Here is a 26,117-nt window from a genome sequence, read left to right as displayed (position 1 = left end):
TTTAAAATTCATCTATAACACCGTATACAATGCGCTGAAACTTACTATGAATATCGTGACGGTTTTCGGGATACATCTGCAAGAGTAAAACAGCGACATAATCTTTTTGCGGATCGGCCCAACTGTAAGTGTCAAAAAAACCGCCAAACCCAAAGGATCCAACATCCATGGGTCCCTCTGCAGCGCCTTTATCATTTGTAACCCAGGCAGCAAAGCCCTGCTCGTATCCCCCCTCCTTCAGGGAAGTCTGTTTTGAAAGCATCATCTCAACATATCTTTCTCCCAGAATTCTGGTTCCTTTATAATCTCCTTTATTGAGAACCATCTCCACGAATCTGGCATAATCAGAAGCTGTAGAACATAGGTCAGCCCCTCCGGAGAAAGCCCTGCGCTCTTTTATCAGGGGATAATTCACTAATTCATAATTGCTTTTCCGGATGCCCACATCATTTGCACCGGGCTGATAAACTTTTACCAAACGGCCGACCTCCTCTTCCGGAATCAGGAAGTATGAATCAGTCATTTGAAGGGGACTCAGGATATAGTGCTGGATATATTTATCATAACGTATCCCCGATACTACTTCAATCAAATGCCCAAGCACATCGTAACTCATACCATAGGTGTATTTCTTCCCCGGTTCGTGCAACAAAGGAAGAGCAGCTATACGACGAACATTCTCAGCCAAAGTGCGATCATCATTGCCAAACCCTTCACTAACATTGTTTTTGAGCACCAAGGCATTGTACTCTTCATTTTGAAATCCATACCCGATACCGGATGTATGGGTTAGCAGCATGCGAATGGTAATATCTTTATTGGCGGGTGCAGCTGTAAAAGTAGAATCCTCGTTCACATGCAACAAAATCTTTGGATCATCAAATTCAGGAAGATACTTTTTCACCGGCTCATCCAATTGAATCAGACCTCTTTCGTATAGCTGCAAAACTGCAACAGCAGTCATGCCTTTTGTCATAGAGGCCATTCTGAAAATATCATTGGTATCCATTTCAAGCCGCTTTTCCATGTTCTTCCAGCCAAAAGCTTTATGGTAAACCACCTGTCCTTCTTTCACAATACATGCTACAGCACCTGGTATTTCATTATTGATGACTGCCCCATGCAAAAGAGAATCTAACAGATTGCTCCGGTAATTCACCCTGTTCCCCTTACCATCTCCCGATGTTTGACAAGAAGAAAGCCACGTACCTAAAACTACCAGCAAACAAATCGTCCACCTAAAAACAGAACTTTTCATTCGTTTAAAATTTTGTAATTTCCTGATAAGGAACTAATTAAAAATTTGAGAACGAATGAAACCGCTTCGTTCTCGCATGATTGAAGGTTATACATGTCCTTTTGTGACAGCGCTTGTCATGCTCGTTTAATTGCACACATTCTTTTTAAGAATGAGAAGGAGGCGGGAAAGATGATCCCGCCCCCTGAAAATGTTTTCACCTCGGCTTTATAAGATATTTTAATAACCTGGATTTTGAGAGATCACCCCGTTACTTCGATCAATTTCAGATTGTGGGATGGGCCATAATTCATGTCGCCCTTCCTGAAACAGGGTACCCTTGTCCTGGGGCTCCTCAGGATGGATTGTCTCGTAAGGATCGTTACTCTCATTAAGGTTGTACTGAACAAACCAGCCATTGGGGCCCATCGCTTCGGCAATCCTTGCTTTACCTGATACAGGATCAACCTGGCGGCGAAGATCGTAAAGTCTCAGGCCTTCCGATGCCATCTCCAGACGACGTTCTTTCCATATGGCATACAGAAGATCTGTACCAGACAAATCGTTTTTAGGTTCCAGATCCACCCTGGCCCTAATGGTGGCAATATCACTTTTGGCCTGAGATTCGTTGCCATTGTGATAAGCCGCCTCTGCTCTGGTCAGATACATTTCACCCAGTCGCAACATAATTTTCGGCAAAGGAATGTGGCGATCTTTCACCGTAAGTTGGCGTCGCATATCAATTGGCACATAATACTTGCGCCATACACGACCCGATTTATTCAAATCCACATCAAACTGGTAATTCGGGTTTTCTTCTTCATCGCCATATACCGGTTCTCCAGCAGTTATAATGGTGCTCTTGCGACGAATTTCATCACCTTCTGAAAGGTAAGCCTGTTCCAGGTGAGAAGAGGGCACACACCAGCCCCATCCGTCCATAATTTTATCTTCTTCACCCTCGGGCCAGCGTTCCCCGCGGGCACACATAACCACTGAAAAACGGTTACCTACATTGTAGTTTTGATTACTGTTGGCCTTAATTTCAAAAATTGACTCTACACCGTTGTGGTTGTAAACGCTCCAGATATCCACGAAATTAGGCTCCAAAGAGTAAGGCCCCTGTTGAATCACCGTATCGGCATGGGCGTATGCTTTGGGATAGTCTTCCATGAAAAGGAAGGTTCTGGCCAGTAAGGCATGAGCTGCCCATTTTGTAACCCGGCCAAGCTCGTCATTTCCATAAGAATCGGGAAGAACTGCTGTGGCTTCCTGCAAGTCTTTGACCACCTGCGCATAAACCTCAGATTTTGGGGAACGTTCTTTATTTAAACCTGATGTACCCTCTGGTTGTGTTATCAAAACCACATCTCCAAAGTTCTGTATCAGTTCCCAATAATTAAAAGCTCTGAAAAATTTAGCTTCAGCCACCAACCGCTTTTTCATTTCATCTGAGACAGGTGCATTCGGAATTTCATGAATAGCAATATTACAAGCCCCTACATTCAGATATTTCTGTTCATAAAAATCTGATAAAGGCCATGGAGCATTGGAGGCATCCACAAAATAGTGAGCAAAAGCATAGCTATCACTGTTATTTTGATGCAAATTGCCCATCCAGGCATCATCGGTCGACATAATATTATTAATTCTCTGAAATTGAGGCCACCAATCATCCCAGCCCGAGAAGCCTTTGTAAATGCCATTCACAAATGTCACCGCTTCCTGCTCGTTGGCAAAATAATTATCCAGATTCTGGGTTCCCCTTTCGTCTATCTCAATAAAATCGTCACATGAGACACCTGTAAGGAGCACCACTACCATTAGTATATTTAATAATCTATTTCTCATTTCGTTTTAATTTTTGATATTTGAATGTCCGCAAAAAACTCTGAGACTATGATTAAAAAGTAATGTTTGCACCAATCAGATAGGTAGGCAAAACAGGGTATGTCCAACCGGCAAATCCGAAATTTAAAACATCACCGGCTACTTCAGGATCTACTCCGGAATAATCGGTAACGGTTAAAATATTCTGACCGGAAACGTAGAAACGGCATTTGGTTAACCCAAGGGTGGTGAGTACATTTTGGGGTAGAGAATACCCCAATTGAATATTCTTTAATCGCATAAATGAGCCATCCTCCACATAAAAATCACTGAATCTTCCAAAATTCTGATTCAAATCGGTATGCGAAACCATCGGATATTGATTGGTACTTCCTTCTCCATCCCATGCATCCCCAAGTATACCTGAGATCACATTGTTATCAGATCCCTGCGTGTTGTAAAGATCACCTTTAGTCCAGTTTACAAGGTCATTACCAACACTTACATAAACATTGGCTACAAGGTCAAAATTGTCATAGGCCATATTCAGATTAAATCCACCGGTAAAGTCGGGCCACGGACTTCCAATTTTTGTGCGATCATTGCCCGTAAGAGAACCATCACCATCCACGTCTGCAAACTTGATATCTCCGGGTCTTGCCTGTGGCTGTATGAGAGATCCATGTTCGCTGGCATGAGCATTTACGTCAAACCAGGTCTGGAATATACCATCGGTTTTATAGCCGTAAAAATATCCCGGAACATCACCCTCCACTGTTTTAGTATATTCATCGTCTCCGTAAATAACCGGTGTAGCATTGGGTAAATCAGTCGCTTCCACAGCAACGGTGGTAAGCGTAATGCCTACATCGTATTTCAGTCGACCGTTGTGGTTGTGATAATTCAAGGCCATTTCAAGACCTTCAGACTTCATAGAACCCACATTCGACCAGATCTGGGCATCGTTTGGATATCCACTGTAATTGGGATAAGGCAACTGAAAGATCATGTCTTTGGTTTTCTTCTGGTAATATTCCAGAGAACCATCAATCTGACTTCTGAACAAGGTAAAATCAGTTCCCAGGTTGATGTCTTCAACAGTTTCCCATTTGATGTCTTCGTTTTTCATACTGCTGGGATAAGTGGTATTAACCAGTGCCCCTTGTCCGGGACCTAATACGTAATATCCCTGGCCAATCCCCGAAGTATAAACATTAGCAGGCAAATTCTGATTCCCAAGACGCCCCCAACCAGCTCTCAGCTTCCAGTCATCAATAAAATCAATTCCTGACATAAAAGCTTCATCTGAGATACGCCAGGCAACAGAAGCTGATGGGAAAGAGGCCCATTTGTTATTCTCCAGAAACTTTGATGAGCCATCCATGCGGTAAGTTGCAGTGAGATAATACCGGTTCATATAATTGTAAGACAAGCGGCCAAGGTATGACTGGATAGAAGTTCCCCATGAATTACCATTCACTTCCGGGTTCTCTGTTGCGGCATCTATTTCCCGCAAAACATCAGAGTTATTTGGAATTCCTTCTTTGGTTCCGTCGATGTAACGACCTTCCCATTTTTCCATTGTAGCTCCACCCATCAGAGATGCATTGTGCCCATTTGTCTCCAGAGAATAAGTCAATGTATTGGTCCAGTTCCAGTAGGAATTAAAATCATGGTTGCGATACACATAATTGATTTCATTTTTCTCATGTGCCCCGTCGATAACGAAATCAGGAACAAAATCATCACTGTGATTAAAGCTGAAATCTCCGCTTATTTGAGTTCTGTATTCCAATCCCTCAACAGGTCTCATCTCGGCATATGCATTGGTTCCCAGAGCATAATAACCACCTTCTCCAAAATTTCTGGCATCCCTTGCAATGGGGTTCCATGTGTAAGTATAGTAAGAACGTTGATAAATACTGAATTCATTCAAGCCTTCCCGTTCTGCTTCAGGACGAAGTACCGGAGTTACAGGATCTATCAGTAAATAGTCCTGATACCAGTCAGGTGTATTTTTCCAAACTTCACGACGAGGGTTGAGCATAACTCCTGCTGAAATCCAATCGGCAAAATCCCAATCAGAACTTAAGCGAGCTGTAAACTTCTTCCAATCGCCTGAATTGTAAAAAGATTCCTGATCATAGTAGTTCAAACTCACCGCAAACTTGTGCATTTCATTACCACCAGATGCCTGGAAACTAAAGTTACGTTGAGGGGACACTTTATTAACCCCTTCTCCCCACCAATCGGTTCCTTCGCCCAGGCTGGAGGGATCAGGAAAACGCTCTTCCAAACCACCGTTCACCAACGATTGGTTCATAATACGTCCATATTCAGCCGCATTGGCCATATCAAAAGGTTTTTCAAAAACCTGGAAACCATAGGATAAATCAGCAGAAAACTGTGTTTTACCAGCAGTACCACGCTTCGTTGTAATCAAAACAACCCCGTTGGAAGCCCTGCTACCATAAATCGCTGAAGCAGAAGCGTCTTTAAGCACCTCCATACTCTCAATTTCATTCGTATTTAAAAAATTAAGATTACTTCCCATAGGCACTCCGTCAACAACATATAGTGGATCGGTGGAAAGGTTCAGGGAGGTAAATCCCCTAATCAAAACCTTAGGCGCCGCCCCGGGCTGGCCACCTCCGGCAACCACCTGAACACCGGGGGCTTTACCCTGTAAGGCCTGCACGGGATTACCAACGGTCATGGTTTTCATTTCCTCACCCTTAACGGAAGTGATGGAACTGGTAAGATCACTCTTTTTGGCCTTTCCATAACCAATGGCAACCACCTCATCAAGTGCAACTACCGATTCCTGCATGGAAATATTGCGAAAAGAGGTATCGTCCCCCACCGGAACTTCCAGTTTATCAAAACCAATAAAACTAAATTGTAAAACATCAGAAGGACTGGCTTCAACCTGAAAATTTCCATCCACATCAGTGATCGTACCGGTACTGGTACCTTTAATCACAATAGACACTCCGGGCAAAGGCTCTCCGCCTGAGTCTGTCACTTTCCCCTGGATAAGGTTAGTCTGCCCTGTTACGGCCATTGCAAAGCAAAAAAAGACCGTCAAAAGCCATAATGATCTGTTTATATATTTCTTCATTTGATCAAAGTTTTCGTTTGTTTTTTCGGAATAATCAACAAGTCTTAAGTTTCAGAACAGCTTCTGCTCACTCCAAAACAAAACCTCTTATTGCATTCGAAATCCATTCATTAAAATTTCAGTATAAGCCACCGGATAACCGGGCTACGCATGCCCGGTATCCGGATGGAAAAACAAGCTTAGTTAACAGGCACCACTTTGGCCCTATTGAGGTGACTGTCGAAAGTCACTTTATAGGTCGTTCGCTCAGGAACATCCATATTTACGTTGTCTCCGCCTTTAAGGACAGTTTTTTCAGGATCTACAGACCGGTCAAATCTCCAGAATGGTTCCGGCCACCATCCCCATGGATGTTCAGGCTGGAAGATAAACTGAACGTTGCCCTCCATATCCAGGGTTTTGTAGAAGCGGTAATTATTTTCAGGATCACGTTCAAATTCGATGGCTGCCCATGTAGCCCAGTTTTGGTCGGGATATTCAGGAAATCCACTTCCTACAATACCCAGTTTTCCTACATATTCATTCTCAATATAGGTATCATCATCAGGATTTTCCATTTTGGGCTCAAAGTACCAATCATCAGGAACATATGTCTCGACATCATAAGTAAGATTCTCCAGATCAAGCGTGATTCTGTAATACCCTTTTTCATCCAGAATAATGGGCAATGCATTTTGCGGATCGTTGATTAGCTTGTCAGGATCATCGGGATCGAGACCATAACAATGAGGCGCAAAGCTGGTGGTTTGAGCCACAAACTTCACTTCGGTTCCGGGAGCCTCAGAATAATACTTTGCCTCAAAATTGTAAGGCGCTGTTTTAGAGATCAGCATAGGCACCCCAAACAAATCGGAAGTCAGTTCCTCATCTGTAGCCACATCGGCAAGATATAGCTTGTCAAAGTCAAAAGAAGCTTTCACCAGCCGACTCTCACTTACCATATTTCCGGCACTATCAGCCAGAATAAATTCAAAATTATATTCTCCTAATTCGGCAGGCAATGTTGCTGTAGCCTGATATTCATGAGCTACTTTTCCGGTACCCATAAACGAAATACTGTCGTAGTAGTTAATGGTAGATTCTTTAGCCACAAAGTACCCCAGTTGACGTGTGTCACTCAGCAAAGCATGTATATCAACAGGAATCTCACCCTCAGGTGCCAGGGTCAGCCCATTTACAGGACTTTGTACATCCATTGAAGGAGCTTCAAAATCGCCATCCATAAACACCTCAACTGTACGACTTACCGATCTGTCTCCCATATTGTACACGGTAACATTGATGGTATGTCCCTGATCGGGTGCATCTGCAGGAACTTTAAAATCATACCAGAGGTCGTAAGCTGTCACCAGTGAGTCATTGGTAGAAATTTCAATATCCCGGTTAAGGTACCAATCATCAATATTCAGATTGATTTTTTTAATCCCCACCTCATCGGAAACAGTACCTTCGATTCGAATGGTTCGTCCCTGCCGGGAATGAATTTCCTCAGCTTTTAGGTTCAAAACCGGGTCGCTGTCAACATCCCAGGTCTTGGTCTCGTCATCTTCACATCCCCAGAAAATAAGTCCGAAGAACATTGATGACAACAACAAAAAACTAAATACACTTTTTTTCATAAACCATTAATTATTTGGTTATAAACTACAATTTGATGATTTTATTTCTATTTCACGGAGCTCCTTAAAACGGGCAAGATTGTTTCGCTTCGCTCTATTGTTTCAATTTCAACACAAACGTTTTCACGCTTTTTGGTGCTACAACAAGATCGGTTAGTTCCGTTAATTCATATTGCAAATCAGATTTTTCGGAGGTTTCATATGCTTTCACCTTTTTCAAAAAACGGCCATCTTCCTCCAGGAATAGTTTTTCTGATTCGCCTCCATAATTTACTGCAACCACAACCAACTCATTAGTAGCTGTATTTTTATATCCGGAAACCATTAAAGAAACTGCCTGGTCTTCCAACGAAGCAGACTGTCCGTAACTAACCTCCACTCTTACCATCCCGGGTCTGACAAACCGTGAATAGTTCCCCAGAGCCCACATAAGTTTAGAGTCATGGAAATTGCCATCGTATTTCAATGCTTCATTATCCGGATGCTGTTGAGAAGGAATTCCCTCATTGCCGTTATCAAGGTAAATTAATCCGTCTTTATAATTGCATTGGGTCAGAGCTGTCCACCATTGCCATGAGGTCGCGTTGGCTATGGTCAGGTCATGATGAATAACACGGGCTACATAAAGCGCTGTTCCCATACCCAAATCTCGTCCGTGTCCGCTTTCGATGTCATCATTTTCTTCCAGAATACAGAATTCACTCTGCCAAAAATCCATTGCCGGATTAATACTGTCCAGAGAACTTCTAAGCTTTTGACGAATGTCAATGAGTTTCTCTACCGGCCATGTAGTGAAATAACTGTGCCCGGAAAACAGGGTAGCTACATTTCTGAATTGCCCGATATACATGGGGCTGTTTTCTGACAAAAACTCCCGAAATTGCCCTGAACTTCCTGCATATTGATCACCCTTCCGGTACAAAAACTGATATTCGGCAGCTTCTCCAAGAGCCATCTGTGTGTTCAATCCCCTCTTAGTAAATTCATGATCCAAAAAATGAGTGAAGAGAAACAGGTCTTCATTCGTGGCAGGAGTTCCTTCCTGTGAAGGATTACTCCAATCCCATTGGGGTTCATTAAAAGGACTTAGGTAATCAAAACCAAGACCTTTTGATTCAAAATACTCACAAACCTCAGCCAGAAAAGCAGCGTAATCATCCAGCTTATCTTCCTTTATATTTAAATGAGTCCGTTTTTTGGGAGAAAATGCTTTGCCATTTAAAGTGTAGTGCACAGGGGCTGAAATAGAAAACGCCATGGTATTTTCAACACCATGCTTATGAGCTTGTTTTAAAAACCATTGCTCCCCTTTTTGCTTAGACCAGTTATAAGTTCCATCCTCATTAAGAAAACATTCTGCCCTTCGCCATGGATTGTAAATTTCACTGCTGTCACCTTGCTCCATGCTACCGGCTCCTATATAAAAACGCCACATTGACAAACCGATTCCCAACGGATTGCCCTGATCATCCGTTTCCTTACTAAAAAGCCATTCAGCCATTTGGTTTTTTTTGTTTTGGGGCCAGTTGGCTCCCACAAACTGACAACGCCAGGAGTCCGAAGCACCAAAAGAATGCATGACTTGATATTCTTTATCTAAATTGATATTTATATGGCGCGATTCGGGATTTTTACCATATCCCGAAAAAACCAGTAAAAAAATAACCGAGAATAAAAGCGAAATCTTTTGCATCTGAATATTTGTTAATTTTTAAACAACACCATCAAAATAAGTTAACTTTTTACGATGAATGCATTAATTTTCATTCACAAAACCTTGTTTTTCGTGCATTTACAATTATTAATTTTTCTGCAAAAACATTTTTATGAGCTTGATCTTTAATTACTTGGGGTTTTTATTTAAATTTCATTCATCATTTTTCTTATTTTTGAATAATTTACAAGGTGAATAAATCTCAAATCCGGCAAAACAAAGCTTATTTTTAGCCATCTATTTCAAATCAATAGTCCGTTAAAAAAGCCTAAACGCAGAGACGCCATGTCGCAAAGTTTTTATTATCAGAGAGTTGATTTTGACATTAATCTTTGTGCAAATCACTCCTTTTCAATTGTTTATAATCCCGAAGCATCGGGGATAACGGAGTGTTGTCATATCGCAGAGCATGATCAAGGCAAAAACACAGACGCAAAAAGATTAAAAACGTAAATGAGTATCTGGTCTTATGCCCAACTTGAAAGCAGCCCCCACCGAGAAGGACGGCCTTGACCGGTGAGCCAAAAAAACAAGTGAAGATGGCGTTAAAAAATCTTTTCTGTTTGAGCCGACAGGCGAGTTTAAAAGATTTTAGCCATCAAACGCTGTTTTTTTGAGTGAAGCGATCACAGCCTTGACTTTTTTTGATTACTTTTTTGTGTCAAGACAAAAAAGTAATTGGGGTTTAAGGGGCAAAGCCCCTCTATATTTTCAATAAGGTAAATAACCGGATATTATAAAACATAAATACCATGATCACGACATCAATTATGAATCAAGGGTTAGTCCGTCTAACAAGCCTGATGCTAATCATGATTCCTCTTGTTTTAAATTTAAAGGCCCAAAGTCATTACGATATTGACATAATCAGCAGCAACCACGGTTTGCCCTCAGATGAGATAAATGATGTTTTTCAGGATTCGGAAGGTTATTTGTGGTTTTGCACCACCGAAGGACTCATCCGTTACGACGGTTATGAACTAAAATCATTTTCAATCGCTCATCATCATAGCAAAGGGCTTATCACCAACTCTTTCAACAAAATAAAAGAAGACTCAAAAGGTCTTTTATGGTGTGCCACTGACCGGGGAGTCGCAAGTCTTAATAAAGTGACAGAGCAATTCACTTTTTATAATACACAAACAAAGCCTCCTTTCAATCTCTCATACGACGTTTTAAACACCCTCGTCATCGACAAGGATGACAACATATGGATAGGCAGCTCTGGGGCAGGCGTCGAGGTTCTTTCCAGGGAATCCGGAATTATCGAGACTTACAACATATCACGCCAGGAGTGTGGAATGAATTCCAACTGGATTACCAATATTTACATTGATAAATCAGAAAATGTATGGATTGCTTCGTGGAAAGGAGCGTTGACTCAGATAAACAAATCCACCGGACAAATTAACACCTGGACCGGGAAAGATATCCTGCTGAACATCCCACACTTTTCACCCTTTTCCATGATACAAGGAAAAGCCAATGAATACTGGCTTGGACTTTGGGATGGCGGGCTAATAAATTTCACCTTGCAAAAAGATTCGATGATTGTAAAAAATCATCTCACCTACAAAGAAGACCAAAAATCCATTGCCGGAGACATCATCTATGACCTGGCATTTGACAAGGACAGCAACTTATGGGTGGGGACTCCCTATGGTTTAACAATGATGGAACAGCCGGCTCATCCATCACCCGTTTTTTATCAGTTTAGAAATAACATTCAAAATCGACGCTTATCGCAGAATGAAGCTTACTCTCTTTTATGTGATGCATCGGGCCTCATGTGGGTGGGCACATCGGGGGGAGGTGTAAATAAGATCGACAATAAAATTAAATTATTCACGCCCTATCAAATCCCGGATGTTTTTGTTTCACGGCAAAGTCAGTCGGTTTCTGCCTTTACCAAAACTCCTGAAGGAGAATTACTGATTGGTGTACGTAGTCTGGGATTTGGCGCTTATGACACCAAAACGGAAAGTTTCACTCATTATACCGAATTAATCCCTTTTAATAGATTACCCTCCGATCTTAACACTGTTAATTGCTTCCATTGGGACCAACAAGGAAACCTCTGGCTGGGAACACGGTACTCGGGACTCATTAAATTCAACCTACAAACAGGTCAATACCTGATCATTAACAAAACCACCGAGGCTTACGACTTCCCCTCAAGAGAAATATTTGATATTTATGAGGACCATCTGGGTTACCTCTGGATTGGCACAGAAAACGGTCTGTACAAAATAGTGCCTTTTCAACCGGAAAAATTCAGCAATTTCAGTGTTCTTCGTTACCAGTATAACCCGAACGATGCCGGGTCGTTAAGCAGTAACCGCATATCAAAAATACTTGAGGACCACCAAGAAAACCTGTGGGTGGCTACCTTTGATCATGGCATCAACCGACTGACATCTAATATCAGAACCCATTATCCGCTTATATTTGAGCAATACATGGCCAATAGCGAAAACGGACTAATAACCGACCACATCATCACGCTTTTTGAAGATGCGGACAAGCAACTCTGGGTTGGTTCGGGAGGAGGAGGCCTTTTTAAATGGGATTCCGAAAACAGTCATTTCATTCCTTTCAACAACCATGTATCCGGCAATATCATTTATAACATGGAACAAGATGCCGGTGGTAATCTGTGGATTGGTACCAACCGGGGATTAACCAGAATGAACACTGACGAAGGGCAGATTAAATCCAACTATTTTCTTCAGGAGAACGGACTTCAAAGCAATATATTTAACAAAGGAGCCAGCTATCTGGATAATGAAGGAAATTTATTTATCGGAGGAAACCGTGGCTTCAATTTCTTTGATCCGCTAAAGATAAAACCGGACAGCTTTATTCCTCCTGTAGTCATTACTGATATTAAAGTTATGGGGGAACCGGTCCAGAGCGCATCAGGTCCTGATGATCCTTTGATTTTAAACCACTTCAAAAACAACATCTCAATTACTTTTGCAGCCCTCTCATTCTCTCAGCCCGAAAACAATAAATACTCAGTCAAACTGGAAGGACTTGAAGACCGGTGGCGAGTAATGGATGCCAATACACGAACATTAAATTATGCAAACCTTAAACCTGGACAATATACCTTAAAAATAAAAGGCTCCAACAGTCACGGCTACTGGAACCCCCATGCAGAAAAGTTATTCATTAAAGTCAGACCAGCTCCTTACAAAACCTGGTGGGCCTTTACACTTTACTTCTTTTTGTTCGGTGGCATCATTGCTTTAATATTCCGAATGGAGCGCAAAAACCAACAGGTAAAACACGCCCTTCAAATTGAACATATAGAACGGCAAAAGTCCGAAAAACTAAATCATTTCAAACAGGGATTATTTGCCAATATTTCTCACGAATTCCTTACTCCTCTCAATATTTTATCATGCCTGATTGACGATTGGCGCCATCTTCGGAATGCTCCTAACGGAAAAGACCTTTCTCTGGCCGAACGAAATATAAACCGGCTAAACCGATTGAACCAGCAGTTTCTTTATTACAGTAAATCGGAAGTAGAACAACTCCCCTTAAGTGTGGCATCAGATAATCTGAACCAATTTGTACAAAATATATGTGACAACTTCACACCACTGGCAAGAAAAAAACACATTCAATTTTATTGTGAAATACAATGTCCGGAATCACCTGTTTGGTTTGATCATGAAAAACTGGACATTATTCTTTACAATTTGTTATCCAATGCCTTTAAATTCACACCTGAAGAAGGATCTGTCAATTTACAGCTATCTCTAAAAAAAGAGGGAAACCAAACACAGGCACTTTTCATTGTGAAGGACTCTGGTAGCGGGATATCTGCAGAAAAGCTCAATCTTATATTCAAACGATTTCAGTCCTTTAAATCGAAAAACAGCAATGGCAGTGGCTTTGGTATTGGACTGGCATTAACCAAGTCGATGATTGAAGCTCACAAAGGCACTCTAAGAATAGATAGTGTACCTGAAAATGGTACATCAGCCTTCTTTTCTATTCCCATCAACAAAAAAGCGTTCAGATCTGATGAAATTGTAACTCAGAAAAAAGGTCATCACTCAGAAAGTTTCATGCAGCCTGAAATCATTGAAGAAGAAACACTCTTAAGACTTAAAAACCTTCATCACGTTTTTGATGAAAAGCCTACAGTTCTTATTGTCGAAGACAATGCTGATTTCAGAAAAATCATAAAAAGTAACATTGAAAAATTGTTTTCTGTGCTGGAAGCGCCAAATGGAATAACCGCCTATGAAATGGCGTTAAACAGAAGACCTGACATCATCATATCAGACATTTTAATGCCTGCTATGGATGGACTGGAATTGTGCCGGAAAATAAAAAACAGCCAAACAACCACTCACATACCGGTAATTCTGCTTACTGCAAAATCTTCGGACGAGGAAAAGGCGGAAGGATACAGAGCAGGAGCCGACAGTTACATGTCCAAACCATTCAACATAAACACCTTACTGGCCAGAATGGAAGCACTACTCGAACAACAAAAAAGAACGTTGAACCGGATTGAAAAACAAAAAAAGCCGGCCACTGTCAGCAAAGTAACCACAAAAGATGATGCATTTTTACAAAAGGCCAGACAAGTGATTGAGAACAACCTTGCCAACCCTGATTTTTCGGTAAAATTGCTGGCCCGGGAGGTTTCCATGAGCAACTCAATGCTTTACCGAAAAATATCTGATTTACTGAACATTAACCCAAATACATTTATCAGAAAAACCAGAATGCTCAAAGCAGCCGAAATGATTGAGGAAGGTGATTTAACAATTTCGGATGTGGCTTTTAAATGCGGTTTTAAAGATGTGAGCTATTTTGGAGTGACTTTTAAAAAAGAGTTTGGGGTTACCCCTACTCAATATCAAAAGAAAAGTAATGGCGTAACCTAGTGTGACAATCACTAAATTCATTCACTAATTTCAGGCGCTTTTTTCCTTTCTGCTTCGTTGGGGCTTTTAACCATAGCTAAGGCTATGCTAAGCAAACCCCGCCTTGCATAAAGAAAAAAACCACAAAAAACTTAAGTAACCCAATTTAATAAATGTCACACTATTATCAAGTCAGTCTCAACCGACATCCTACCCTTGACATGACATTTTTTATTATGAATTGAGCACCTTCAGAGCAATAAAAGGGGTTATCCAAAAAGTCCAAATTTGAAGTCATTCTGAGCTTGTCGAAGAATCTGTTCGTTTAATAAGCAGAGGTTTAGGTTTCGCTCAACATGACACAGCCTTTGGTGTTTTATACTTTTTGGACACCCCATTTAACGTCAAAACTATTTCTCGAAGTATTTTAAAGGGAAAGCAATTATTAAACTGCTAATCGTCCATTGTTAACGTGCTCTTACAACTCAAACTGTTCTATATCTTCCCATTTAAGCGTCTTTTCCGGGGTAAAATCCTCACTATTCATATATTTTTGCAGACTCTTTCTAAGTTGCCTTGCCACAGGGCGTTCATCCAAATCTTCGGAAATATCCATAGAACAGAAAATCAGTTTTCCATCACCAATGCGGGCTTCAAATACATCAGCCAGCAGACGGTTTTTGGCAAAATTATCGACCACCTGAACGATAATTTCTCCATCGAAATCATAAGGCAGTTCAAGGGTTTTGGATCGTTTGCACAAATCCCACCACTGCCAGTCTGAGTGATATGATGTAGGAAATATCTTAAAAGCCTTATGGTTCTCATCCATCAACAACCCCATAGTTCCGGGCTGATCGGGAAAGTGAACAGGACTCCAGAAAACCGGCACAAACATTCCTTCAATGCCTTTCAGTGACTCAACATCCGGATTCAACAATACTTTTTTGCCGTGTTCCAACGCTTGTCTGGCTTCTGTAAAAGATCTTGTCACTACTAAATCAGTGGTATCAACCGATTTACCTGCAGGATAAACCCATATTTTCCAGGCATTCACAAATTCGCCATATTGCAATTCCAAAGTCAACTGTTGCGCTTCATCGATGGTTGAAAAATCAAAAGAAAATGACTCTTCCAGCTTTTGATTGCCAACAGGAATATCTTTAACACCCACATTTTCTTCAAACAATTGCTCTCCTGAAGAAGACTTCACTCTGCAGGTAAGAACCTCGCTCAAATCATTATTGCTGTAATTAACCACCTGAGGAATGGCCTTGAACACTTCATTGTTTTCATACACCGCTTTTTCGTATCTCAAAAGAGGCACTACGGGCGATGAAAAACGGGTAAACCACACCTTACTAACGGCACCTTTTGGATCCCAGAAAGCATCCAGCAAACCAACCAGGGCAGTTCCCTGTCCTGGAAAATCATGCAGATCCAGCAATTGAAAACCGCTTACAGGCTCTGTCTTCAGGGCCCGTTCTATCTCTTCTTTGTAAAGAACACCTGCAAAAGCACCGGTAGCTTTATGAAAGTCGGGAGCCATTTCCAGCATTCCGTTTTTCTCCATATCATTTCCGATAGCCTGGAAATTCAAAGGTAAAAGATTGCCAGTGTATTTAGCAGCTTCTGCCGGATCGGGGTAAACGGAATACTGACCTATTTCGTGCGTTATCAGCGGAACCTCAAGATGTCCTGCCGTGGCCTGATAATCTTTATCAAACGAGGGATATTCCACATTAAAAACCCCTTGTCCTCTCACCCATCCACTGTCGGTGTATTGGGTAATGAAAAAGTCATCGTAAGGCTCAGGGGCCTTTCCGTGCCCCTCCTGAAAAGTAAAAGCCGTAACACAATACAGATGACGGTTATCTCTGGATTTCAGACTATGTACCAGATCATTCAGCTGTTCAAAATCACCTTCAATCTCATTGCCCATCGACCAGAAACAGAAAGATGGATGATTGCCATACTCATCGATCATTCGCTGAGCTTCCTCCTTCAAGAACCTAACGGTGGCACTGTCTTCCCCAAAGGTTAGATTCCAGTAAGGCAACTCAGCCTGAAGATAAAATCCTATTTCATCAGCAGCCTCAAAAGCAGCCTCAGGAGGACACCAGGAGTGAAAGCGCAAATGATTAAGTCCCCAGTCCCGGGCAGTGATCATTAATTCTTTCCACTCTTTCTTTGACATTGGAGGATAACCTTTCAATGGAAAGATGCAACACTCCAGTGTGCCTCTCAGGAACAATGGACGGCCATTGATCATCATCTGATCACCTTCCCTTTTTATGGACCGCATACCGAAAGTTTCGGAAACGGCATCATTATATCCGCCTCCTTCAAAGCTAAGGTGAAGATCATACAAATGAGGATTGAATTCATCCCAGGCAACAACCTCCTCGTCATCCATCTCCACTGTAAGCGACACCAATTGTCTCTTCACATTGGCATTGATGGACTTACTGGCTTTCACAGGATTGGCATTGTCATTCTGAGAAAAAACCTCAACTTTCACATCCCCTTCAAAGTTCTCTCCGGTATTGTTATGTACCTCAAAGCTCAGGTTCAGTTTTTTCTGCTCCAAATCGGGGAAAACCTGTAATTTTTCGATACTCAATTTATCGGAGGCTTCAAGTTTCAGATCACCAATAACTCCGTTCCAGATTATCTGGGTAGCGTTTGTGTAAGCATGTGCCAACAGTTTTACACTGATATCATATTGCTTACGGTTATCAATCCGAATAGTCAGTCTTTGCTTTTGACCGGGCTTTAAGTACTCTGAAAAATCAAACCTGTGGGGAGCCACTAAGCTCTCTCCACCTCCAACTTCCTGTCCATCAACCCACACAGTGGTTTTCCATATCACCCTTTCAAGGTTCAATTCAACCTGCTTTCCGTCCCAGTTCTGAGGAACAGTAAACTCACGCGAATACCAGGCCGGCCCAACATAATCGTATTTTCTGGTGAGCCCAAGTAAAACCTCCTTCTTTAACTCCGGTTCCAGTGAAGTCGGTGTTCCAAATCCGGCATCATCCAGAGTCCCGGGAAGATTAATACTTCCCGGAAGATTCTGTTCATACCACTCACTATCAACTCCCACATCCGCACTATCCAAACGGAATTGCCATTCCCCGGCTAGCGAAAGCTCCTTTATCTCTTTACTTTGACAGCCTGCCATTGTTACAATGACCAGCAGAAGCAGTAATATATGTCTCATTGTGTCCTGATTTTAAAAATTATTGTACACTTTTTATTCTATTTGTTTCCCTGGCCATCTCCAAATGAATCTGTACTCCCTGATGGTTTACATTCAATTCGTAAGCTTTACTCAGAAAATAATCAGCCTTGTCGGTTTTCCCCTGTCCAAGGTATCCCAGACCAAGAAGATAATAACAGTGAATGGTATTCCTCACATTCAGATCCTCCTCCCACACCAGCAAATCGGGAAGCGAAACGGCAAAATAATCAATTTTAACCTCATCAAACAGATGCTTTTCCCCATAAGCAATGAGTTTGTTAAAACGGCTCATGGCTTCATCGGTGCGATTCAATTGCAACAAGGCCAATCCCTGATAGAAAATTTTATCCGGTTTCTGATCGTTGTAAAACATGGCATCAGAGGGAGTGTCCAGACCCTGAGAAGCGATTTCGAAACATTCGCGGGCTTTTTCCTTCTCATCTAAACCTTCGTACCCCAATCCCATGTAGTAGTAGAAATCATTTTCCTGAGCGCCATATAATTTGCCCTCACCCAGATTTTCGGGATAATAGAGCGTTTCTTTCATCAAATCCACCACTTTCTGATACTCTTTCACCTTAAGGGCTTCCCTGGCCAGTCCCAGACGGCAAATCTGGTATTGCGCCGGTACTTTTCCTTCTCCGCCTTCCCAGGGGTGGAACTTACGATCGGAGATTAAGTTTTTAGCCTTTTCATAATCTCCAATTTGATTATACAAGGTTACCAACTCGAGATAGAGATCGTCCCGGTAATCAAGGGCCTCGGGATGGGCCTCAAGAAATGCCAGTCTTTCGTTAAATGGTTTATTCAACTTCTTGTAAAGCTGATCCAATTCCATAACGATTCGGGGATCAGATGGTTCCAGATCATGCGCCAGCTCCAGTTCTTTAAGAGCAGCATCTTTTTGATCCAGCTTGTTGTAATAAGCCAGTGCAAGACTGCGATGCACTCTGTGAAAATCGGGATTGGAAGCCGCAGATTGCTCCCAGCACTCAATAGCTTCAGGATACTGACGCTTATCGTACCAGATATTACCTAGTAAATAAGCCGCATGCCAATCGTTTGCAGAAAACTTCAAGGCATCCGAGAGAATCAGAATCTCCTCAGGTTTGTTTGGAAAGAATTCGCCCTCAGCTCCGTCTTTGGCCTCTTCATAGTATTTATTCCTGGCTTCTTCATCGCCTAGTTTTGATGAAAACCACCCGGTATAATATTGATCCATACAGTCAGCAGGACAAGACTCTATCCCTACAAGAATGATACTGCGGGCTTCATCAAAAAAGCCGGCAGAGGCATATTCAAGAGCCAGTTCGCGGTAATTGTTATTGGCGTTCCGCATTAACTGATGCCAATAATCTTTATCTGATCCAGCGCCAGAAAGCAGTGCTTTTTCATACAGACAACCAAAATTAAAACCATCAATCACCAGACACTCTTCAGCCCACTTCTGAGCCTTTTGACTTTCACCCAGCTTTCTGAGCAAAACAGATTTCAAAAAGCGGGCACTGTGGTTGTGCCAGTTGGCAATGAGAGCTTGCTCTGCTTCACTGAGCGCTCGTTTAAACAATCCTTTTCTGGCAGAAATACGGGCCAGAAACAGGAACGAGACGCTTTTCCAGGCCGCATTCCAGGTAGCCTTATAGAAGCTGTCGTAAGCTTCGTCATAATTCCCTTGATAAAAGAGAGCCACCCCGCTGTTGTATAAAGGCTCCCCATCGTAAGGATTGGGGTTCCTCTCCAATTGGGTGTCGATGGCAGTCTGGAAATATGTCTTCGCCAATGCAAATTTGCCTCTGCGTAAGAACCACAAACCCATGGCATTGTTATTACGGATATCTTTAGGATCACGCTTTAATGCCTCCTGATAATAATCAACAGGCGAAAAGGTAGCATGACGATACTGCTCCAAATGCTGCCCCGTAAGAAATAGCTGTTCATTGGTGAGAATCTCGTGAGGCTCTTTGGCTGCTTTTGCAGGTTCGGCAGGTTTTTTTATCTCATCTTTTTCAGCCCTCCAACTGATAAGTTGCTCGCCACCGCCGTCATAAACCGCCACACATACATTGTCCATCAATGATGCATCTATATCCAACCGTTCTTCAAAAACCTTCTCCGGGGAAAGGGCAATTGTTTTTTCCCAAATTATTTTGGAGTCTTCTTTTAAAACAACTTTGGCATTTTCAAAAACCGAGGTTCCAAACAGTTTTAAAAGCAGCTTGCCTTGTTCGGGCTCAAGATTAAGCAACACATTCCGGTTGGCATTCTTTACAACACCCAACTCTCTATAGGGTAAAAATACCTGCTCAAAAGTCCTCTCCTCTCCAGGCATCAACCAGGTAAAGTCGGGCTGATTATCGGTAAATACACCGGCCATCAGCTCAATATATGGACCATCTTCGTCGGTCAGGTTTCTGTCCCAGGCCACGCCAAAATCGCCACAACCCCAGGTCCATTGTTTTTTACCGGGAGAAATATGATTATTGGCCACATGAAGAACACCAGCCTTTGTATCGTTTTCATAGCCTCCCACAAATTCGTATTTCGACTTAATAGCCATGTAGGACGTAGGTACCGGAAGATTTTTGTACCGTGATATATCCACGCCTGAAGAATAATCGACCTTGTAATAAGTTCCCGTAGCTATGGGGAATGTTGAAACATCCCGTTTACCGTGGTCAAAAACCGCATTTACATCGGGTGGAAAAACCGACTGGTAATGGTCGTTCACAGCTACAGCCGGATTGGCCCACCACAAAAACGTTTGCGGAAATGGCGTTCGGTTAAACAACTGTCCCTTAATTTCCAGATAGGCTCTCCCGGGGTGCAGGGTAAAACCAGCTGCGCCTTTTTGTCCAAACATGCGCTCAATCTCGTTGACCCAGACCGTGGCACTTCCATCTTCATTTTCCTCAATGCGCCAATCAACCGGCAAATAGGTAGACGGACGGTGGTGCTGTGGCCAGTTAAACTCAATTCCGCCCGATATCCAGGGACCGGTAAGCCCAACAAGAGCGGGCTTAATAACATGGTTATAGTAAACAAAATGGCGTTGTTTAATCTTATCCCATGCCATCTGAATTCTGCCTCCCAACTGGGGAAGTATCATCAGCTTCACATACTCATTTTCCAGATAGATGGCCTGATAAGCAACATCTTCCTTAGTATCGTAAATTTTCTCAATTACGGGATAAGGATATACCGCACCACTACTTCCCTGGTAAACTCTCTTTTCCAGAAAAATAGGGTTTTTATCGGGGTAACCGATACCGTATGTGGGAATGACCTCTTCCTGAGACCATACTTTTACATTTGATTTCATAATTATTTTGTTTTAAAAAAGTCATTTTAACAGGCTTGCTAAAAATAGAAAACTACTCTTTATCATTATATTACAAGAATAACGCATTAATAATGTGCAAGGAAATTTGAAACAACTTGAAGTTTTTTTGCACTTACTTTTTTTGATGAAATCTGGTTCTTCAAAATTTCAGGCTGAAGGCCTGATAGCAATATAGCCCAGGGCAACCGCCCTGGGTATGTAAATCCAACACAGCCACTCCCCCGCCCGTTTGGTCGCCTTGCGACCAAACGGGCGGGGCGGAGGAGAATGAGGAACTCATTCTTTCCCGGGGCGATTGCCCCGGGCTAAGTTGATTGCAGGCCTTCAGCCTGCTTCTTTTAACAATAATCTGATTCAATTTTTAGTTTTCTCAGTTATTCTCACCTTCAAAATACTCTTCAATCTCCTCAAGGGTCTTTCCTTTAGTTTCAGGCAGCTTCTTCAAAATAAATGAAAACCCTAACAGACAAATAAGTGCATACACCCAGAAAGTACCTGAGGCCCCTAACGAACTGTTAAGCAACGGAAAAGTATAAGTCAACACAAAACTGGCAATCCAAAGAGAAGAAGTACCAACGGACATGGCTGTTCCACGTATTTTATTGGGAAAGATTTCGGACAGTACAACCCATGTAATTGGCGCCAGTGACATGGCATAAATACCAATACCCAACACCACAAACAAGAGGACAACAAAACCATTCAATTCAAAGAAATAACTGCCTCCAAGTAAAAGGTAGGTCACTGCCAGTCCGGCCGATCCAAAGAGCATTAATTTTCTTCTTCCCCAAGAATCTACCGTTTTCAAAGCCAGAAAAGTAAACACCAGATTGACAATACCGGTAATAACAATATTGAAAAGCACATCGGTAACGCCAAAGCCGGCTGCCCTGAATATCTCTTCAGCATAATTAAAAACCACATTAATCCCCGACCATTGCTGGAATACGGCCAATACAATGCCTATCAGCAAAATGGGTCTTACCTTCACTGCCAAAAGATCTTTCAGTCTTACTTTTTGTGAATTTCCTTTTAAACTGTGCTTGATGCTATCAATCACTCTTTGTCCATAGTCCAGACCTCCTACTTTACTTAGAACTTTCAATGCTGCTTCATTCTTGTGATTTTTAGTCAACCACCTGGGACTTTCAGGGACAAAGAACATGAGGCCGAAGAAAAGTGATGCCGGCACCAATTCTGCCCAGAACATGAAGCGCCACCCCATTTGTCCGTTCCAGGAATTGAGGATAACCGTATCGGTGGCCCCTTCAGGAACTGGTTCAGCAATCAAATAATTGGCTATCTGAGCTGCCAGAATGCCAATAACAATGGTCAGCTGGTTGAGAGAGACAAAGCGTCCGCGCTTCTCAGCCGGCGCTACCTCGGCAATATAAATGGGAGAAATAGAGGATGCCAGTCCGATGCCTAAACCACCCAGGAGCCTGAACCAGATAAAAAGTGTAAAATCACTTGTCCATCCTGTTCCTAACGCAGAAAGTGTAAAAAGAAATGCGGCTACAATAAGTGATGGCTTTCGTCCGAACCGGTCACTTAACCAGCCTGCTCCCATGGCCCCTACAATACAGCCCAGCAAGGCGCTGCTCATGGCCCATCCCTGCAGGTACGGAGAATTCACAATATCAAAGAATCGTTCATAAAATGGTTTGGCACCGCCAATCACTACCCAGTCGTAGCCAAACAGGAGTCCTCCCATAGCTGAGACCAGGGTTATTCCCCAGATGTATTTAAAATTGTAGTTTTCCATTTATCGAAGTGTTTCCATTTTACTTATTACAATATCACATTAGAATCACATTACAAATGTAGATTACAAAAGGTCATATTAAAATGCCATTTTTTGCGATTACATGGATTTTCTTATTTTTAATCCAATAATCCATAATTTATGTCAATATTTGCACATGCAAACTACTAAGCACTGTATCTCTTGCATATAAAATAAAAAAACAGGCCTACACCTCCTGTTTTCAAATAATGATTGAATGAAATAAATTCAATTTATTCTCATTATGGTAAAAAAAATGGAAGGTTTTCCGGGAGAAATGATCATCGTTGTTCCGGGAAAAATAATTGAAGAAATAAAAAAGAATCCTTTGATCAATGGGTTGTACGTAACGGACATTGGTTTTTATCCCAATGCAAGGTTTCATTACCGCGACCGCAAGGAAGGGATTGAAGAACATATTCTGATTTATAACCTGGAAGGAAAAGGCACAATAAAAATAGGCTCAAAAGAGCATGAAATATTACCCAACCTTTTTTTTGTAATACCCGCTCATACTCCACACACTTACTATTCGAATGAGGAAAATCCCTGGAACATTTACTGGGTCCATTTTTCGGGGGAAAAATCGGACCTTTTTTCAAAAATAACGGGGCATATCAATGTCATCTCTCCATCGCCGGTTTCCCGAAAAAAGGAAAGAACCGAACTGTTCACAGAAATATTGGTAAACCTTTCGATGGGTTACAGCCGTGAAAATCTTGAATACGCCAACCTTTGCCTGTGGCATTTGATGGCTTCCTTCATGTATATCAATCAGTTCAGACAAATACTGAAAGGCAGCCAACCCGACTTTACAATACAAGCCATAAATTTTATGCGCGAAAACCTCAACAAACCCCTAAAGCTCGATGACCTGGCCCGTGACGCAGGATACAGTGCCTCTCATTTTTCAAAAATATTTTCCGAAAAAACCGGCCATGCCCCCATGGAATATTTTAATCAGTTAAAAATGCAGGAAGCTTGTCGCTGGCTGGATACTTCAACCTTAAGTGTAGCTGAAATTGCTTCTAATCTGGGCTTTTCAGATCCTTTCTATTTTTCCCGGACTTTTAAGCGCATTATGCTTCAATCACCCACCCATTACAGGAAAAGGAATTTCAAATAAAAATGAATTGTTCTTCTCCTTTTGCCTGGATTTTCACCCCGGTATTAACATGGGAGCGGTTTTCATCCGCCACTTATAGAATTCCTCCCCTCCTCCGTATGAGGCCCTCAGCCTCTGTTTGGCCTGGAATTAACAACAGTTTTCTACTCATTTCAAATCGTTTTAAAGTTCAACAATAGCTCGGTAACCAAGCGATAACCATTCCGGTAACCCTGCTTCTTCAATCGATTGATAAGCGCAATGTAAGTGGATTTTTCATAAAAAAATATTCCGGTAATCTTACATGAATTTCAGAAACAATCAACAAACAACTAATTATCAACACTCAAGAGGATCTGGTTTTTATTGCATTTGTTGAATCACCAACAAGGTTCAACCACCTAAACACCTGTCATCCGATAACTTAGCCCCGATCAGCAAAATTACAACCTCATTACCAAACCATTACAGCTAAAACACCTTAACATCCGGTATTTTATGGTTGTCTCTAACACCAAAATGCTGTTCACCCCACACGAGTATTCGACCAAATCTTCATTATTCGGTTCTGCTTCGCCCCTGCTCCGGGACAAATTCGAGGCAGATTCGTGGTTTGTTCGGTTGTTCTTCGGTTATCCTTCGCTTATAAGGGAACGAAGCCTGAACGAACAACAACCGAAGCTGTTACGAAGCAGGACCGAAGCAGTTTCGACGGCGGGACGAATGGTAAGCGAAGGGAAAATACTCATATGGTATTACTTAGACCATCATATTAAAAAAATTAAGTCCCGTCCGAAAAATAATGAAGATTTTAATTTAAATCCAGATCACATATAAGGAATCCGTGACGTAATATTCTCAAGCAGACAACGCAATCTTAAGTTTAAATGCTAGAAAGAACATAAAATAGCCCCTCAACAAAGCACCCAATAAAAAAAAGCTACATCATTTAAATGCAGCTTTTTAAAGCACTAATTAATCTCTATAAGCAAATGCTAAAAAAACAGAGTTAGGCTCTGCTAATCAACTACTGCAACCTCCCGCAACGATTTCTTTAAAAAGGTTTCGGGACCAATCCCTAAAAATAAGGATCCATTCTTTTGATCTCTCACTTGACCTCCCATGAATTCCTTATACCAATCCATCCAGGGATAAGAATAACCATATTTCTCTGCGGCATGTAAAACCAAACCGTCATCTCCTTTTTCCGGCATTGAAACTCCGAGATCTTGATAATAATTCTCACCAACAGTGTGCAACCATTCATGCACCCAAACTCCCGGATCATTGTTTTTATACCATGCTATCTTTTCATTTATATCTGAACCGGCATCGAATTTAATGGTAATATATCCGGTTTTAATCGGATCATTCATTGGATCAGTCCACGCCAAACCGAAATAAGAACTCTCAAAGCTACAATCTCCGTCCTGCTCTGGCCAAAACACAAAAACAGCATCATATTCTCCGGGTTTGATATCAGGAATCAACTCAGTTATTGAGTTTGGTTCCAGAGTAAACCAGGTATTACTCGCCTTGTGTAATCGAACCGGCAATTGAATATCTTTCCGTTCCACATCCCACTTCACTGTATTGTAAGTAAAAGATTCAAAATGATTTTCAATACTCCACATAAAAAACTCATAACCTGCATTTAACTCCTCTTTACTAAAATGAGAACTGCAAACCCCATTAGGAGAAGAACCTTTTACTTCATGGACTCCTACCCACAACGCCTTCCAAACTTTTGGGTCAGGTTGATCTTTTGTCGATAGGAATATTTCGGCATCTTCATCAACATCTATTTCTCTTCTAAAATATTGATTGGATCCGTCTGTTCCCACCCCAAAAACGTGCTCTCCTTTACCCACATTTAACTCTGCAGGAGTCATATTTCCAGTATTCTTACCATTCAGGTATACAACCCCCTTCTCCTCTGCTGTAATTTTAATAGTATAAGAGTTTCTAACTTTGCCCCCATCTGATGATGAACAGAAAGATAAAAATCCAATGAAACAAAAAAGCATTAATGCTTTGACATATCTCAACATATTCATGATCTATATTTTAAACTTTCTTTTATTACAAACTAAACAATAGCTTCCTCCTCCCCTTCCAAGTTTTAAAACACCTAAAAATATTAATGAGGGGCAGTTGTGGTTTAAATATCCAACTTTTGCCTGGAGGTAAAAGTTTTCATTCTTTCTCTATTTTAAAAAAGAGTCAAAC

Annotated in this window: 11 protein-coding genes; 2 read left to right on the top strand and 9 right to left on the bottom strand. The window is 41.7% G+C overall.

Annotation, left to right across the window (positions count from 1 at the left end):
* Position 1: 1 nt before the first annotated feature.
* The 5 genes from DDZ16_RS15415 to DDZ16_RS15395 form a co-directional block, all read right to left on the bottom strand.
* The gene (locus DDZ16_RS15415) at positions 2–1,258 is read right to left on the bottom strand and encodes a serine hydrolase domain-containing protein (RefSeq protein ID WP_109265386.1); all 1,257 of its coding nucleotides are present in this window, start codon (positions 1,256–1,258) and stop codon (positions 2–4) included.
* A gap of 219 nt (positions 1,259–1,477) precedes the next feature.
* Positions 1,478–3,088: a RagB/SusD family nutrient uptake outer membrane protein gene (locus DDZ16_RS15410; RefSeq protein WP_109265385.1), complete on the bottom strand. Its 1,611-nt coding sequence runs from the start codon at positions 3,086–3,088 to the stop codon at positions 1,478–1,480.
* 52 nt (positions 3,089–3,140) lie between these two features.
* Positions 3,141–6,188, bottom strand: a complete 3,048-nt coding sequence (locus tag DDZ16_RS15405) for a SusC/RagA family TonB-linked outer membrane protein (RefSeq protein ID WP_109265384.1) — start codon at positions 6,186–6,188, stop codon at positions 3,141–3,143.
* Positions 6,189–6,367: 179 nt separating this feature from the next.
* Positions 6,368–7,807, bottom strand: coding sequence for a hypothetical protein (locus DDZ16_RS15400; protein WP_109265383.1), 1,440 nt, complete (start codon positions 7,805–7,807; stop codon positions 6,368–6,370).
* A 94-nt stretch (positions 7,808–7,901) separates the two neighbouring features.
* The gene (locus DDZ16_RS15395) at positions 7,902–9,500 is read right to left on the bottom strand and encodes a glycoside hydrolase (protein WP_109265382.1); all 1,599 of its coding nucleotides are present in this window, start codon (positions 9,498–9,500) and stop codon (positions 7,902–7,904) included.
* A gap of 773 nt (positions 9,501–10,273) precedes the next feature.
* On the opposite strand from DDZ16_RS15395, the gene DDZ16_RS15390 reads away from it, so the two are divergent.
* The gene (locus DDZ16_RS15390; protein WP_232526748.1) at positions 10,274–14,434 is read left to right on the top strand and encodes a hybrid sensor histidine kinase/response regulator transcription factor; all 4,161 of its coding nucleotides are present in this window, start codon (positions 10,274–10,276) and stop codon (positions 14,432–14,434) included.
* 457 nt (positions 14,435–14,891) lie between these two features.
* On the opposite strand, the gene DDZ16_RS15385 is transcribed toward DDZ16_RS15390, so the two are convergent.
* The 3 genes from DDZ16_RS15385 to DDZ16_RS15375 all read right to left on the bottom strand — a co-directional run bounded on the left by DDZ16_RS15385 (position 14,892) and on the right by DDZ16_RS15375 (position 22,762).
* On the bottom strand, positions 14,892–17,636 hold the full coding sequence (locus DDZ16_RS15385) for a glycoside hydrolase family 2 protein (RefSeq protein ID WP_109265380.1): 2,745 nt from the start codon (positions 17,634–17,636) through the stop codon (positions 14,892–14,894).
* Between the two features lie 19 nt (positions 17,637–17,655).
* Positions 17,656–20,976, bottom strand: coding sequence for a DUF5107 domain-containing protein (locus tag DDZ16_RS15380; RefSeq protein ID WP_109265379.1), 3,321 nt, complete (start codon positions 20,974–20,976; stop codon positions 17,656–17,658).
* Between the two features lie 391 nt (positions 20,977–21,367).
* Entirely contained in the window at positions 21,368–22,762 is a 1,395-nt protein-coding gene (locus DDZ16_RS15375) for a sugar porter family MFS transporter (RefSeq protein ID WP_109265378.1), read from the bottom strand.
* A gap of 265 nt (positions 22,763–23,027) precedes the next feature.
* On the opposite strand from DDZ16_RS15375, the gene DDZ16_RS15370 reads away from it, so the two are divergent.
* Complete coding sequence (locus tag DDZ16_RS15370; RefSeq protein ID WP_109265377.1) at positions 23,028–23,909, top strand: AraC family transcriptional regulator; 882 nt, start codon at positions 23,028–23,030, stop codon at positions 23,907–23,909.
* Positions 23,910–24,907: 998 nt separating this feature from the next.
* Here the strand turns inward: DDZ16_RS15370 and DDZ16_RS15360 are convergent.
* Positions 24,908–25,945: a PEGA domain-containing protein gene (locus DDZ16_RS15360; protein ID WP_109265375.1), complete on the bottom strand. Its 1,038-nt coding sequence runs from the start codon at positions 25,943–25,945 to the stop codon at positions 24,908–24,910.
* Positions 25,946–26,117: the final 172 nt, after the last annotated feature.

Source organism: Marinilabilia rubra, from assembly GCF_003121985.1.
In the GTDB taxonomy this organism is placed as follows: domain Bacteria; phylum Bacteroidota; class Bacteroidia; order Bacteroidales; family Marinilabiliaceae; genus Marinilabilia; species Marinilabilia rubra.
Note: the sequence above shows the minus strand (reverse complement) of the source record. Positions and strands in the feature narration are given on the sequence as shown.

Coding starts and splice junctions, on each gene's coding strand:
- DDZ16_RS15360 (WP_109265375.1), bottom strand. CDS start 25,945: ATGAATATGTTGAGATATGTCAAAGCATTAATGCTTTTTTGTTTCATT.
- DDZ16_RS15415 (WP_109265386.1), bottom strand. CDS start 1,258: ATGAAAAGTTCTGTTTTTAGGTGGACGATTTGTTTGCTGGTAGTTTTA.
- DDZ16_RS15405 (WP_109265384.1), bottom strand. CDS start 6,188: ATGAAGAAATATATAAACAGATCATTATGGCTTTTGACGGTCTTTTTT.
- DDZ16_RS15385 (WP_109265380.1), bottom strand. CDS start 17,636: ATGAGACATATATTACTGCTTCTGCTGGTCATTGTAACAATGGCAGGC.
- DDZ16_RS15375 (WP_109265378.1), bottom strand. CDS start 22,762: ATGGAAAACTACAATTTTAAATACATCTGGGGAATAACCCTGGTCTCA.
- DDZ16_RS15410 (WP_109265385.1), bottom strand. CDS start 3,088: ATGAGAAATAGATTATTAAATATACTAATGGTAGTGGTGCTCCTTACA.
- DDZ16_RS15380 (WP_109265379.1), bottom strand. CDS start 20,976: ATGAAATCAAATGTAAAAGTATGGTCTCAGGAAGAGGTCATTCCCACA.
- DDZ16_RS15395 (WP_109265382.1), bottom strand. CDS start 9,500: ATGCAAAAGATTTCGCTTTTATTCTCGGTTATTTTTTTACTGGTTTTT.
- DDZ16_RS15390 (WP_232526748.1), top strand. CDS start 10,274: ATGATCACGACATCAATTATGAATCAAGGGTTAGTCCGTCTAACAAGC.
- DDZ16_RS15370 (WP_109265377.1), top strand. CDS start 23,028: ATGGTAAAAAAAATGGAAGGTTTTCCGGGAGAAATGATCATCGTTGTT.
- DDZ16_RS15400 (WP_109265383.1), bottom strand. CDS start 7,807: ATGAAAAAAAGTGTATTTAGTTTTTTGTTGTTGTCATCAATGTTCTTC.